Genomic DNA, 13,917 nt, shown 5'->3' with positions numbered 1-13,917 from the left:
AGAAAGGATATCGATATGTTTAATAAAATCTTAATTGCAAACCGTGGTGAAATTGCTTGTCGTGTGATCCGAACTGCAAAAAAAATGGGCATTGCCACCGTTGCAGTCTATTCAGATGCTGACGCTCGGGCACAGCACGTGCAACAAGCGGACGAAGCCATTTATATCGGCGAATCTCCTGCTGCACAAAGCTACCTACAAATTGAACGTATTATCCAAGCTGCCTTAGACACAGGTGCAGAAGCAATCCATCCGGGTTATGGTTTCTTATCTGAAAATGACCAATTTGCCAATGCCTGCCAAAAAAACAACATTGTCTTTATTGGCCCACCTGTAGATGCCATTTTAGCCATGGGCCTTAAAGCCACCTCTAAATCTTTAATGGAAAAAGCAGGCGTACCACTGACACCGGGCTACCATGGCACCAACCAAGATCCTGATTTTTTAAAACAACAAGCCGATGCCATTGGCTACCCTGTGCTGATTAAAGCCAGTGCTGGCGGTGGGGGTAAAGGCATGCGTTTGGTTGATCGCGGCGAAGACTTTTTAAGCCATTTGGCTTCATGTAAAAGTGAGGCACGTTCAAGCTTTGGTAATGACGATGTTTTAGTTGAACGCTATGTGGTACAACCGCGCCATATTGAAGTGCAAGTGTTTGGTGATACGCATGGTAACTATGTGCATCTATTTGAACGCGACTGTTCAGTGCAACGTCGCCACCAAAAAGTCTTAGAAGAAGCGCCTGCACCCAAAATGGCAGAACCAAAACTCGAAGCCATGCGCCAAGCCGCTATTGATGCAGCACGTGCAGTAGATTATGTCGGTGCAGGTACAGTTGAGTTTATTGTGGAACAAGACGGTACGGCCTATTTCATGGAAATGAATACCCGTCTGCAAGTTGAGCATCCTGTAACAGAGATGATTACAGGGCAAGATTTGGTGGAATGGCAACTACGTGTAGCTTTTGGTGAACCACTGCCTAAACAACAACACGAACTTAGTATTCATGGTCATGCATTAGAAGCGCGTGTCTATGCTGAAGAACCTGAAAAAGGTTTCTTACCTGCGATTGGTAAAATTCACTACCTGCACTACCCTCAGCAAAATGAGCATGTCCGTGTAGACAGTGGTATTGTTGAAGGGGATGAAATCACGACCTTTTACGACCCAATGATTGCCAAATTGATTGTTTGGGCAAAAAATCGTGAAGCAGCACTCACCCAAATGCACCATGCTCTCAGTCAGTTTCATGTCGATGGCTTGGGCAATAACATTGCATTCTTAGACCGCTTGGTCCGTTCAGAATCGTTTAAAACCGCCAACCTAGATACCAACTTAATTCAACGTGAAGAAGCGTTTTTACTACAACACAATGAAACAGCCTCTGCAGAGCTCATCATCACGGCGGCATTGATTGAACTCTTGTCCCGTTTTTCCAGCAATAAAACAGCTGCAAATCCTGTTTGGCAAGCCGAGTCTCTATGGCGTTTAAATATTAATGCCAGCTATGCCATTAAACTGGCACTGAACGATGAAGAACATAAAGTCTATTTCAGCCCAACGGCAAAAGGCTTTACCGCAAAATACAATGGACATAGCATTTTCATTCAAGGTGAATTGTTAGAGACACATTTAGCTAAAATTGAATGTGCAACAAGTAAAAAGAGCTATGCTTATAGTTCAAATGCACACGGTCTAACCCTGTATGCAGACGGTCAAAGCTATAAATTTGCACATATTCAGCCTAACTTTAATACCGAAGATGATGCTTCTGATGCCAATAACTTAAAAGCACCAATGCCGGGTGTGATCACGCAAGTCTTGGTACAAAACAACAGTGCAGTGAAAAAAGATGAGGTTCTCCTCACGCTTGAAGCGATGAAAATTGAATATTCAATTCGTGCTCCACATGACGGCATTGTCTCTGCGGCTTACTTCCAAGTCGGTGATCAGGTCAAAGCGGGCGATGAATTGGTTGAGTTTTCAAGTTTGGAAGGTGCCGCATGAGTGAATTTGTCAGAATTGTTGAAGTCGGACCACGAGATGGTTTGCAAAATGAAAAGACACCACTCACTTTGGATGACCGTCGTAAACTGATTTTAGATTTAATGCAGACAGGACTCAGTGCTATTGAGGTGGGCTCTTGTGTCTCTGCAAAGTGGGTTCCACAAATGGCACAGAGTGATGAACTCTTTGCCAGCTTACCTAAAGATCCGAATATCAGTCTTAGTTTATTGACTCCGAACTTAAAAGGGTTTGAGTCTGCATTGGCTGTCGGCTGTCAGGAGGTTGCTGTTTTTACCGCAGCCTCCGAAAGCTTCACTCAAAAAAACATCAATTGCTCCATTGATGAAAGCTTTGAAAAATTTGCAGACATCATGACTGCGGCGAAATCCCATAACATTAAAGTGCGTGGCTATGTGTCTTGTATTGTCGACTGCCCCTATGAAGGCGCAATTGCGCCGAGCAAAGTTGTACACGTCAGTCAACGTTTGCTGGACATGGGCTGCTATGAAGTGTCCTTAGGTGAAACGATTGGTACGGCGACACCAGACCGCGTGAAAAAAGTCTGGCAGGCATGTTTAGCTGAAATGGATGCTGCGAGTTTAGCAGGACATTTTCATAATACTTATGGCATGGCGATTGCCAATATTTACCAGTCTTTAGAACAAGGCATTCGTGTATTTGATTCGTCCATTGCTGGTTTAGGCGGCTGCCCTTATGCCAAAGGTGCATCGGGCAATGTTTCCACAGAAGACCTTTACTACCTACTCTCCAATATGGGCTATGACACAGGGATTGATCTTGATGCACTGATGATTGCCAGCCAAAACATCAGCCAAGTACTACAACGTACCAATCCATCTAATTATGCCAATGCCTACTGGCAAAAGCGCTGTGCCTAAGCCATTCAATTGATAACGAGAACACTATGGTCAATAAAGTTTATTCAAGTGCAAAGGATGCACTACAAGATGTGGTTCAAGATGGTCAAACCCTAGCGGTTGGTGGCTTTGGCTTATGCGGTATTCCAGAAAGTCTGATTGCGGCCTTAAAACAAACGGGCGTGAAAAACCTTACCTGTATTTCAAACAATGCAGGCGTCGATGGTTTCGGCTTAGGTCTCTTATTAGAAAGCAAACAAATCAAAAAAATGATTGCTTCTTATGTGGGTGAAAACAAAGAATTTGAACGTCAGTTTTTAAGTGGTGAACTTGAAGTGGAGCTCACCCCTCAAGGCACACTGGCAGAGAAACTCCGTGCTGGAGGTGCAGGTATCCCCGCCTTCTTTACCGCAACAGGTGTAGGTACACTCATTGCCGAAGGCAAAGAAGAGCGTGAGTTTAATGGCAAGCCTTATATTCTAGAAAACTCGCTCACCGCTGATATTGCACTCGTGAAGGCATACAAGGCCGATACTGCAGGTAACTTAACTTTCCGTAAAACCGCACAAAACTTTAACCCTGTATGTGCGATGGCTGGAAAAGTCTGCATTGTCGAAGTTGAGGAAATTGTTGAAATTGGCGCTTTAGATCCAGACCAGATTCACCTGCCAGGTATTTATGTCAATCGCATTGTGCTGAATGCAAACCCTGAAAAACGTATAGAACAACTCACATTAAAAGAGGAGGCTTAACCCATGGCTTGGTCTCGTAATGAAATGGCACAACGTGCAGCGCTTGAGCTGGAAGATGGTTTTTATGTCAATTTAGGCATTGGCTTACCCACACTGGTGGCCAACTATATTCCTGAAAACGTCAACGTCTGGTTGCAGTCTGAAAATGGATTGTTAGGTATTGGCGAGTTTCCAACAGCGGAAACGGTCGATGCCGATTTAATCAATGCTGGAAAACAAACGGTTACGGCACGTCAGGGCGCTGCATTTTTCTCTAGTGCAGATTCTTTTGCCATGATCCGTGGAGGTCATGTCAACATTGCCATTTTAGGGGCCATGGAAGTCTCACAAAATGGCGATTTGGCTAATTGGATGATTCCAGGCAAAAAAGTCAAAGGCATGGGCGGCGCAATGGATTTGGTTGCTGGAGTGCAAAAAGTGGTGGTGCTCATGGAACACTCTGCAAAAGATGGTACACCGAAAATTGTCGAGCAGTGTAGCCTGCCCCTGACAGGTAAAAATGTCGTACATCGCGTAATTACTGACCTCGGTGTCATGGACATTACTCAGGAAGGTGTGAAATTGGTTGAACTGGCGAAAGATGTCAGTTTTGAAGACATTCAAAAAGTGACAGGTGTTGCTCTGATCCGCTAATTCAACACCATTTAATACCAATAGAAAAATAATCCAATGCCTTTAAAGCAACGATCCTGTTTTTAAAGGTATGGTTCCCATACATGAATAAATGCCTGCTATTCTTTAAACTAAACCAAAGATAAAACTTAATCCAAATAAGAAAAGGACGAATTCTCTTCGTCCTTTTCTTATTCTACAAATACTCAAAAAGTGTACTTATAGTGTAGGCTACTTAATTAAACACATTATTTAAATACACAACACGCTCGGTCGTTTTTTGGTTAAAGCACTTGGTATATTGCAATTGTTGATCTTGGGCACGTAACGCATCATCCCAATATTGTGACTGCTTTTGATAGGTTTCTTTTTCACTATCCGCCATTTGATAGACACTTTTTTGAGAAATCACTTTACAGTCTACATCACGTTTTTCAAACCACTCGGTTTGGTCTTGTTGTAGCTGCTGTTTTTGTTCCTCAGTCAAGTTATCCCAAGTTTGATTCAGGCGTTCCACCACTTTGACTTGGTCTGCATCCAGTTCTTTTTTACGGATATTCATGGCTTTTTGAGCCAGTTCCATCTGCGCAACTTCTTGCTCGTTATACTGCCTCATATTCGCTTGGATTTCTGCATTTTCTTTTTCATAGGCTGCAAACTGCACTGCATTTTGTGTTACGAGAACCACACCATCAATCACACCATTTTGATTAGGTACGTTGAGGCTAATGCCCTCTTTATCTGTTTTTATGATGTTATAGCTAAATGCGCCTTGTAGCTGATCATTGTCCAAACGGAGTGAGTATTCACCATCTTCTAGGACATCGCGTAGAGTACTTTGATAACCATCTTCACACTCTTCACATGGACGCGCTAAAAATGCATTTTCAGCACGTTTCTGTAAACCTTTCGGGAAAATCACCACCAACTGGCTTTCACAGTCCAACTGCTTTGCTGTTTCTGGTTTTTCTGTGATTGTTGAAATGCCTTTAATTTCAAAACGAATGCCTTTATTAATTTGCGCTAATAGTTTTTCATCTGCCTCATATTCACGACTATCACGTAAACGGCGGTCTAAGGCTTTTAAATATTCCGTTTTTAAATGTGCTTGAATTTGTTCGACATTGGCAGGGGCTGTACAACTCCAATCCGACATATCTTGCGTCTCAGCAGCTGTTTCTGTTTTGTTCTCTGAACGATTGCAAGCACTCAAAAATAAGCTGCTCAAGATTAAGCTGGCAAAAATTGTTTTCTTCATCATTGTTATAAACCATAAGGTCGTTGTTTTCGCTGCGTATTTAACCAAAAAATAAAGCTTTACGCGAGTATATAAATAAAATAACCCTGCCTAAGCAGGGTTTAAATACCTTTTAATTAACCTTTTCAACACCACTTTCGCCTATTTCACGTACGACACCAGTGTCCGTATTTAAAACTTCAAACTCAATGCGGCGGTTTTTAAACTTACCTTCAGTGGTTTGATTATCTGCAATTGGCTTTTCTTGCCCATAACCGATCGCTCGAAGCTGTGCAGGATCGACACCTTTAAAAATTAAATAATCCACAACAGCTTGCGCACGGTTTTGCGACAAGGTTTTATTGATACTCGCATCTCCTGTTGCATCAGTATGTCCTATCACTGTCAGTTTGGCTTGAGGTGCTTTTTGCATCAGAGCCGCTGCCTGATCCAAAATTGACTTATTGGCATCGGGAACTGTAGATGAAGCCGTGTCAAAGTTGATAATTTGCAAATTTAATGCAGTCGCAACATCTAATGCTCGAACTTGCGCTGGGTTAATTTCAGCTAATGCACGTTCAGCATCACTAATACTGGTATCAATTGCACGATTCACATCTAGTGGTTGCTGTGTTGTAAGCTTCATATCCCTTAATAAAGGTTTAATTTGATCTACTATTTTAGCTGCATTGGCTGGATCGTTGGCTTGAATTGAGAGCTGATCACCCAACCAAGTAAGGTTAACATTTGGCACACCTTTTAGGGTACGCAAAACACTGGGGATCACGTCTTGATCAATAAACGCGGTATGATAAATGTTCTGTGTATCAACCCCACATCCAATGCTGTTGTTAAAAGTTTGCTTCACTTCCTTTTGCAAAATTTCAACATAGCTGGCATTCCCCGATAAAATTTGGCAAGTCACCAGATCCCCTGTCGCCCCAGTTGTGATTTGAAATTTTGCAGGTTGGCTGGCGCTCACGTTATTGGCAGGTGTTATTTCTGAATCTGTTTTATCTGTACAGGTTCTAAAAATAAACGCGAACAACGCAGCTAAAATAATCAAAGCAAAGACTGGCAGTAAAAAAGAGCGTTTTTCTTCTGATTTAGAGCTATAGACACTTGTAGGTGAGACATGTGTAGCCTGCCCCTGTAAAGGATTTACCCCTAATCCAGACAGTAATGCTCTTGCCCACTCAGGCAGTGCATTGTTAATAGAAGCAGCATTCACCTGTAGCAAATGTAAAATCGCTTCGGGTTCAGAAGAACCTGCCTCTGTCGCTAAAAATGCCAAGGCAGGTGTAATCGAACGGCTCAAGGTACTTTCAATTTCATCGGTAGGGGCACTCCCCCTCACTTGTTCGAGAAATTGTTGCTTCAACCCTATATGTGATGCAAAAGCATCATTTAAACGTGGGTTGAGCTGCTGTTGAAATGCAGAAATTAACTCAGATTTTGACTTCAATACAGACAGTAAAATAGGTAAAAAAGATTGAATTGCTTGATTTTTTTCAAGTAAATGTTGTGTATCCCCTTCTAAAACAATAGCAGAGACATTTTGTTCTAGTAAATCCATAAAATCGACATTCATGAAATCTTACCCCCCACTTTTTTCGCATTGTTTTCATTGTCATTTTTTAGTTTATCTGCTCATTTTTTGTACTTTGTAAAATATTGTATTTACATTACTTTTCGTCAAATCAATAAAAAAGCCAGCCTAAGCTGACTTTTTAGTCAATTTTGAAATATAGGCTGGAACTTAAGAAATAAAAGTTTTTATAACTTTACCTTTCACGACTTGATTGATTAAAGGTGTATTTTTCCCTTGCGACAAAATATTGTCTTTATTCACAATCCAATCTAACTCTGGGTCAACCAATACCCAGCCTGCTTCAACAGTCCAACGTTCAAGCATATTTGCTACTGTTGCTGGTGCAGTTGTGACTTTCTCAACCCATTCCAAAGGACTAAATAAACCTTCGCGTACCAATTGCACACCGAAAGCCACATAGGTATCAAAAGCGCTAATGCCAGGCTGTGTTTCAGCAAATGGTGCTAGCTTTGCAGAGCTGCTCAATGGTTCATGATGGGTACAAATTGCGTCGATCACGCCATTTTTCACACCTTGGCGAAGGAACTCTTTATCTGACTCAGCACGTAGTGGTGGACGAACATGCGCAAGTGAGTTGAAACCATCAATCAACTGATCTGTTAAGTGCAGTTGATGCATCGCCACATCGCAAGTGACTGGCAGGCCTTTATCTTTAGCAATCTTGATCAAATTCACAGAAGCACCTGTAGACAGCAAACCAAAGTGTGCACGAACACCCGTTGCTTCAATCATCAACAAATACTTGGCAATCGCAATGGTTTCAGCAATTGCAGGAATCATCGGTAAACCTTGACGGGATGCAACGAAACCCTCGTGCACACAACCATCTTTGGCAATTTGTGGTTCCTCTGCATAAAACACCACAGTCATGCCTAGGCCTGCTGCATACTCTAAAGTACGTAGTACAACATCATCATCTGCAAAAGGCGCATTGGCATTTGACACTGCCGTACAACCGCCCTTTTTCAAACCTGCCATATTTGCAGGTTGCTTGCCTTGTAAGCCTTGGGTTTGGGCACCAATCACTTCTAGATAAATACCACCATCCAACATGGCTTTTTCCATCAGACCATGAATCAAAGCACCATTGTCTTGCACAATTGGTTTGGAGTCTGGTGGTGTAAACACATGTAAAATACCATTTTCACGTGCAGCACGACCCTCTGACTTTAATGTCCCGTGCTGTTGCTGACCTGGTTCACGTAGGCGTGCACATAAGTCCACCATGGTTGGCATCAACCATTTACCATGTCCATCCATAGTTTCTGTGATGCCAGCTGTTTCTGTAACCAACTTGCCATTTTCCACATATACTGTTTGAACCGTATCTGTTTGATGAATTGGGTCAAGGACACGTACATTTTCAATTTTTACAACAGTCATGACTTATTTCCTTACACCGCAATCGCGTCTAACAAACCTTGCTCTTGCAGTTGACCTTGCATTGCAAGCGCCAAAACTGCCATACGTACTGCAATCCCGTTGGTCACCTGATTTAAAATCACCGACTGTGGGCCATCGGCAATACTGGAATCAATCTCTACACCACGGTTCATAGGCCCCGGATGCATCACGATGCAATCAGGTTTTGCCATCGCAAGGCGTTCTTTGTTTAAACCGTACATTTTATAGAATTCAGCTTGAGATGACAGCGCAGGCGAATCAATACGTTCATTTTGAATACGTAGGGTAATAATCACATCGCAGTCTTTAATCCCTGCTTCCATGTTATTAAAGAGACGTACACCTTCACCATATTCATCAAAACCATAGGGCAACAGTGTATTCGGTGCAATCACGCGAATGTCTTTACAGCCCAAAGTTTGTAATGCAGCAACATCTGAACGTGCCACGCGTGAATGTTTAATATCACCAATGATGGCAATTGAAATATCTTCAAACTTCTTTTTGGTTTCACGGCGAATGGTTAACATGTCCAACATGGCTTGTGTTGGATGTGCATGACGACCATCACCTGCATTAATAATTGCGACATGTGGACAAACAGTTTGGGCAATGAAATGTGCGGCACCTGACGATGAATGACGTACCACAAAAATATCTGCCGCCATCGCTTCTAAGTTCCACAAAGTGTCTCTAAGCGTCTCACCTTTGGAAGTACTCGAACGTGCGATATCAATATTTAATACATTTGCAGAAAGACGTTTTGCAGCAGCTTCAAAAGTGGTACGAGTACGGGTTGAGTTTTCAAAGAAGAGATTCATGACCGTTCGACCTTCTAAGAGGTTGTTCGTCATCAGCTGATTTTGGTCATTAAAAAAGGACTGCGCAGTGTCCAATATTTTTGTAAGAGTTTCTTTAGAAAGACCTTCGATGGTAAGGAAGTGTTTGAGATGACCATCTTGGTTGAGTTGAATCTGACTCGGAGTATGCAGTGCTGCCAAGTGCATGAGAGATTCCTTCTACGTTAAGTTAACGCATTATACAGATTTTCTTTTTGATTTGGACCTCAGTTTAAAACAATTGCCTTAATTATCATCGGCTTCAAAACTAAGATTATGAAATTCTTATTTATTATTTCAATTAGTTAAATTAAACATTTTTTAGCATCTATTTTCTCAAAATTTTACTCAAATCCATTGAGGATCATCTAGCACATTGCACATTCTTTCACCGATACGTTTCGCATCGCTATAAAAAAGCCCTCTTTCGAGAGCTGATCAAATTTGAATGATTTTTATCGTAAAGCACCAATATAGTGATGCGACACTTGAGCTCGGTAAATTTCTTCTTCGGTTGCTCCTGACTCATAGCGACTGTTATTCATGTTTTTTGGTTTCTCGATAGCTTCTGGTTCCTCATAGTTGAATAAGTCCATAACACTATCTAAACGGCTCACCAAACGAATCAATTCGGCATCCTCTGTGCTTAAAGCCAACTCCGTCATTTGACGCGCATAACTTGGATTTTCAACTAAATAAAGCACATCAATTACGCGCCCCGATACACGGCGAAGACGTGCATAAAGTAAAGTTGCAATTGAAAAAGTATCAGCATGACTTACAACACCTCGGTCTAACTTGGTCGACATATTCTTCCCCTTTCAAATGAAAAATATTTACTGACGATCTATCAGAAATCAGTCAGTAAATTAAACTTGCAAGGATTTAGCAAAATGCGTACCAAAAACGTTATTGTTCACATGGCAATTCATTTATTTTGCTATTTCCTAAAGCTAGAAGCACATTAAAAAAACCATTCAGAGGCAAAATACGTTAAACTTTAGCGAGTTTATTTTGTTTTATTTTGGTCTCTCAAATTTATGAATACCGCTTCACGTTTAAGCAGCTATTGGGTTACTTGTGCTGATGGGTTAGAAACCTTACTCCAAGAAGAATTAGAAGGTTTAGGTGTTCAAAACATTGAACGTTTCCCTGGGCGTTTAGTTTTCAAAGGCACTCTTGAGCATGCCTATCGCATTTGTATGTGGTCACGTCTTGCATCACGTGTACTCACGCCTATTCACGTCCACGAATTAGAACGTAGTCATGATGCACGCGATGTTGCTGAAGAGCTCTATGAAGGTGCAATCAATTTTGATTGGTCTCTGATTTTTGCACCACAAAGTACCTTTGCTGTACGTTTACATATTGAACGTGAAATTAAGGTCAACAGCCAGTTTGCAACGCTACGTGTAAAAGACGGTATCGTCGATTCATTTATGGAAGCTGTGGGTAAGCGCCCAAGTATTGACATTAAGCAACCTGAAATTACCATTTATGCACTCGCAGGCAAAACTGAACACACCTACTGTTTAGACTTATCTGGTGACTCACTGCATAAACGTGGCTACCGTCGTTATATGACCGATGCCCCAATTAAAGAAAACTTAGCGGCTGCGATTTTACAAAAAGCCAAGCTGCTGTCAAAAAGACCCGATATTTTCCTCGATCCAATGTGTGGTTCAGGGACATTCATTATTGAAGCGTTGATGATGCTGACAGACCGTGCACCCGGCTTAGTCCGTCGTTTCGGTTTCAATGGTTGGAATGGTCATAATCACGAACTATGGATGAGCATCAAAGCGGAAGCAGCTGATCGACATCAGGCAGCGTTGGAACAACCGCTCCCTAAGTTCTATGCTTTTGATGCTGACTGGGAAGCAGTAAAAGCCACCAAACAAAACATCATCGCTGCAGGATTTGAACGTCTACTCGACCACATTCAAATCGAAGAACGGACTTTGGCAGATTGGCCAAACTTCGAAGCAGAAGGCAAAACAGCTTTTATTGTGACCAATCCTCCTTATGGTGAGCGTTTGGGTGATAAAGCCTCAAACCGTGCTTTATATTTAGGCTTGTCCGCATTACTGCAAAAGAACTTCCCAAATCAGACCGCAGCGGTTATCGCAGCAGCCGTTGAACAAGCCGATGTATTGGCGCTGAATGACCCGCAAACCATGCGTTTGATGAATGGTAAACTGCCAATTTACGTGCGTTCAGGTTCCGTGAAACCTGTTGCAGTGATCAAGCCGTTCTTAGAAACTTGGCAGCCTCAGCAGTTTGAAGCAATTGAAGGCGCTGAAGACTTTGCTAACCGTTTACAAAAGAACATGCAGACCTTAAAGAAATGGGCGGTAAAAGAAAACATTCACTGTTTACGTTTATATGATGCTGACCTTCCCGACTTTAACGTTGCAGTCGATTTGTATGGCGAACGTTTACATGTACAAGAATACGCACCACCGAAAAAAATCGATCCTGAAAAAGCCAAGAAACGTTTCAATCTCGCTTTACAGGCGATTCGTGCTGTAACAGGTTTAGGCCGTGATGCGATCTTTATCAAAACACGTGCTCGCCAAGAAGGTAAAAACCAGTACACCAAACAAAGTACGGCTTCAAAACGTTTTATCGTGCAAGAAGGCAAAGCAAAAATCTTAGTTAACTTAACTGATTACTTAGATACTGGCTTGTTCTTAGACCACCGTCAAATCCGCTTACGCATCGCACAAGAAGCGCGTGGTAAGCACTTCTTGAACTTGTATAGTTATACCTCTACAGCCAGCTTACATGCAGCTTTAGGTGGTGCGGCAAGTACAACCAGCGTCGATCTGTCAAACACCTATTTGAGTTGGTCTAAAGAAAACTTCGTCTTGAATGGCTTAACGGTCGATCATGCCGATGAACAACATCAGTTCTTTGCCAGCGATTGTTTTGAATGGTTGAAAGAAGGTCATGAACAGTATGATCTGATCTTTATTGACCCACCAACTTTCTCAAACTCAAAAAAGTTCTACGGTACCTTTGATGTACAACGTGACCATTTATCATTGCTTAAACGCGCCATGAACCGTTTAACCACAGATGGCACTTTGTACTTTTCAAACAACTACCGTGGCTTTGAAATGGACGAAGAAATTTTGGCATTCTTTGATGTCGAAGAAATCACCAGTGAAACCATTGGGCCTGATTTCAAACGTAATCAAAAAATCCATCGGGCATGGAAAATCACCCATCCAAAAAATTAATGCATTAAAGATGAAACTTGATTTCATCTTCATTAAATTTTACATGGACAATTTTCAAAGATAAAAAGGGACGAAATACGTCACTGCTGTCCCATAAATATCACAAGAAGAACCTCAGCTGAGGTTCTTCTTGCTTATTCCACTTTTTGTCAGGTAAAAACAGAGCCTTCAATGGTTTCCTTTCAAATAAGTTCACCTGAATAATTCTTAATAATCTTTGAACACTCCATCCTTCCTGCGCCATATGTTTCGCAAAACTCACCAGTAAATAGGCAATTAAGGCAATCCATATTTGTGTTTGGATCGCATTGCGACTACGGCCTAAAAACGATTTCAATTTTAGGTTTTGCTTGATCGCTTTAAAAAATAGTTCTACCTTCCACCGATCTTTATAAATTGCAGCAATGGTTGATGCAGCGAGATGAAAATTGTTGCTTAGGAATTCAAATGTCCTTTTCTTTTCAGTATCATAAAACTCTATACGTCTTAATCGCTTAGGTGCACCACGCTTTTTAGCATAATCACTACTCAACTCAATATATTCATCCGCAAGAATCCCCTTACTGACGAACACATCTTGTTTTGATTTCACCTCATAAACTGTCTTTGGTCTCAGCCTAGTGACAAAGCTGACTTTTTGGTTGGTCATGTCTGCAAACCACTGATAATCAACATACCCTTTATCAAATACAATGATACTTCCAGGTGGGAATTTGAGTCGTCGACCTTGTACCATGTCATTTTCAATACCATCACCAAGCGCAACAAATTCAGGAATGGTGTTGCTATGATTTAACCCAACTGTAAGTTTTATACTGGCTTTGGACTCATGTACTTTTGCCCATTCACACAATGACAGTGAAAGATCAATATGACTCGCATCAAGTGAATATAATGGATTTTTAAATCGAAATTTATGAGCAATCTTGGAATTTTCACAATGTTGAAGTAATTGGATAAACAATTGTTGATACAAGCTAGCTGGTTGTTCTTCATTGATTCTTGCTAGCGTACTTCGTGCAATTCTTTTGGCGCCAAGGTGGTAAAGCTTTTCCTGTTGTGATTCGAGATTAGACTCAATGTCTCTTAAGCTTTGACGACATGATCATTGAGACATCAAAATAGCAATAAATTGATCCCATCGTGTTGCAGATCTTAATTTTTGTCCTTGATGGTATTGTTTTGCAAGACGTTCAAAATCTTGTCTCAAAATGGGTTTGAGTAATTGATGAAATACAGTATTCTGATGTGACAAAACCTGAATCCTTGTAGTTGAAGTGTTTGTTCGCACTTATATTTTAACTACTTTGGACTCAGGTTTTTTATTTAAG

At 41.4% G+C, this 13,917-nt stretch carries 10 protein-coding genes and 1 pseudogene; 5 read left to right on the top strand and 6 right to left on the bottom strand.

Features of this window, described 5'->3' with window-relative positions; all coding sequences use genetic code 11:
• The first annotated feature begins 15 nt into the window (after positions 1 to 15).
• From ACZ8ZH_RS05410 to ACZ8ZH_RS05395, 4 genes are read left to right on the top strand one after another with little or no spacing between them, the layout of a single operon-like run.
• On the top strand, positions 16 to 2,007 hold the full coding sequence (locus tag ACZ8ZH_RS05410; protein ID WP_086207836.1) for an acetyl-CoA carboxylase biotin carboxylase subunit: 1,992 nt from the start codon (positions 16 to 18) through the stop codon (positions 2,005 to 2,007).
• Positions 2,004 to 2,906, top strand: coding sequence for a hydroxymethylglutaryl-CoA lyase (locus ACZ8ZH_RS05405; protein WP_119063023.1), 903 nt, complete (start codon positions 2,004 to 2,006; stop codon positions 2,904 to 2,906). The genes ACZ8ZH_RS05410 and ACZ8ZH_RS05405 overlap by 4 nt, the downstream gene beginning before the upstream one ends.
• Before the next feature lie 26 nt (positions 2,907 to 2,932).
• Positions 2,933 to 3,637 (top strand): CoA transferase subunit A, encoded by a 705-nt coding sequence (locus ACZ8ZH_RS05400; protein WP_119063024.1) that lies wholly within the window; start codon positions 2,933 to 2,935, stop codon positions 3,635 to 3,637.
• A gap of 3 nt (positions 3,638 to 3,640) precedes the next feature.
• Entirely contained in the window at positions 3,641 to 4,270 is a 630-nt protein-coding gene (locus ACZ8ZH_RS05395) for a CoA transferase subunit B (RefSeq protein ID WP_078426227.1), read from the top strand.
• 214 nt (positions 4,271 to 4,484) lie between these two features.
• Here ACZ8ZH_RS05395 and ACZ8ZH_RS05390 read toward each other — a convergent pair whose 3' ends face one another.
• The 5 genes from ACZ8ZH_RS05390 to ACZ8ZH_RS05370 form a co-directional block, all read right to left on the bottom strand.
• Positions 4,485 to 5,507 (bottom strand): DUF1311 domain-containing protein, encoded by a 1,023-nt coding sequence (locus ACZ8ZH_RS05390; protein ID WP_171405785.1) that lies wholly within the window; start codon positions 5,505 to 5,507, stop codon positions 4,485 to 4,487.
• Between the two features lie 112 nt (positions 5,508 to 5,619).
• A complete protein-coding gene (locus ACZ8ZH_RS05385; RefSeq protein WP_110975264.1) occupies positions 5,620 to 7,077 on the bottom strand; it encodes an OmpA family protein in 1,458 nt (485 codons plus the stop codon).
• A gap of 168 nt (positions 7,078 to 7,245) precedes the next feature.
• Positions 7,246 to 8,481 carry a dihydroorotase gene (locus ACZ8ZH_RS05380; protein WP_119063026.1) on the bottom strand — a complete coding sequence of 412 codons (1,236 nt, stop codon included), beginning with the start codon at positions 8,479 to 8,481 and terminating at the stop codon, positions 7,246 to 7,248.
• Positions 8,482 to 8,492: 11 nt separating this feature from the next.
• Positions 8,493 to 9,509, bottom strand: coding sequence for an aspartate carbamoyltransferase catalytic subunit (locus ACZ8ZH_RS05375; protein WP_086207842.1), 1,017 nt, complete (start codon positions 9,507 to 9,509; stop codon positions 8,493 to 8,495).
• 287 nt (positions 9,510 to 9,796) lie between these two features.
• The gene (locus tag ACZ8ZH_RS05370) at positions 9,797 to 10,150 is read right to left on the bottom strand and encodes a hypothetical protein (protein WP_470247872.1); all 354 of its coding nucleotides are present in this window, start codon (positions 10,148 to 10,150) and stop codon (positions 9,797 to 9,799) included.
• A 231-nt stretch (positions 10,151 to 10,381) separates the two neighbouring features.
• Between ACZ8ZH_RS05370 and rlmKL the strand changes: the two genes are divergently transcribed.
• Positions 10,382 to 12,586 carry a bifunctional 23S rRNA (guanine(2069)-N(7))-methyltransferase RlmK/23S rRNA (guanine(2445)-N(2))-methyltransferase RlmL gene (gene rlmKL, locus ACZ8ZH_RS05365; protein WP_086207844.1) on the top strand — a complete coding sequence of 735 codons (2,205 nt, stop codon included), beginning with the start codon at positions 10,382 to 10,384 and terminating at the stop codon, positions 12,584 to 12,586.
• Positions 12,587 to 12,686: 100 nt separating this feature from the next.
• On the opposite strand, the pseudogene ACZ8ZH_RS05360 reads toward rlmKL, so the two are convergent.
• Positions 12,687 to 13,841, bottom strand: a pseudogene (locus ACZ8ZH_RS05360) (IS4 family transposase).
• Positions 13,842 to 13,917 lie beyond the last annotated feature (76 nt).

This window comes from Acinetobacter sp. SW-226, assembly GCF_055632855.1.
The sequence above is the reverse complement of the archived record's forward strand: the minus strand, read 5'-3'. Positions and strand labels throughout refer to the sequence as shown.

Coding starts and splice junctions, on each gene's coding strand:
- ACZ8ZH_RS05410 (WP_086207836.1), top strand. CDS start 16: ATGTTTAATAAAATCTTAATTGCAAACCGTGGTGAAATTGCTTGTCGT.
- ACZ8ZH_RS05405 (WP_119063023.1), top strand. CDS start 2,004: ATGAGTGAATTTGTCAGAATTGTTGAAGTCGGACCACGAGATGGTTTG.
- ACZ8ZH_RS05400 (WP_119063024.1), top strand. CDS start 2,933: ATGGTCAATAAAGTTTATTCAAGTGCAAAGGATGCACTACAAGATGTG.
- ACZ8ZH_RS05395 (WP_078426227.1), top strand. CDS start 3,641: ATGGCTTGGTCTCGTAATGAAATGGCACAACGTGCAGCGCTTGAGCTG.
- ACZ8ZH_RS05390 (WP_171405785.1), bottom strand. CDS start 5,507: ATGAAGAAAACAATTTTTGCCAGCTTAATCTTGAGCAGCTTATTTTTG.
- ACZ8ZH_RS05385 (WP_110975264.1), bottom strand. CDS start 7,077: ATGAATGTCGATTTTATGGATTTACTAGAACAAAATGTCTCTGCTATT.
- ACZ8ZH_RS05380 (WP_119063026.1), bottom strand. CDS start 8,481: ATGACTGTTGTAAAAATTGAAAATGTACGTGTCCTTGACCCAATTCAT.
- ACZ8ZH_RS05375 (WP_086207842.1), bottom strand. CDS start 9,509: ATGCACTTGGCAGCACTGCATACTCCGAGTCAGATTCAACTCAACCAA.
- ACZ8ZH_RS05370 (WP_470247872.1), bottom strand. CDS start 10,150: ATGTCGACCAAGTTAGACCGAGGTGTTGTAAGTCATGCTGATACTTTT.
- rlmKL (WP_086207844.1), top strand. CDS start 10,382: ATGAATACCGCTTCACGTTTAAGCAGCTATTGGGTTACTTGTGCTGAT.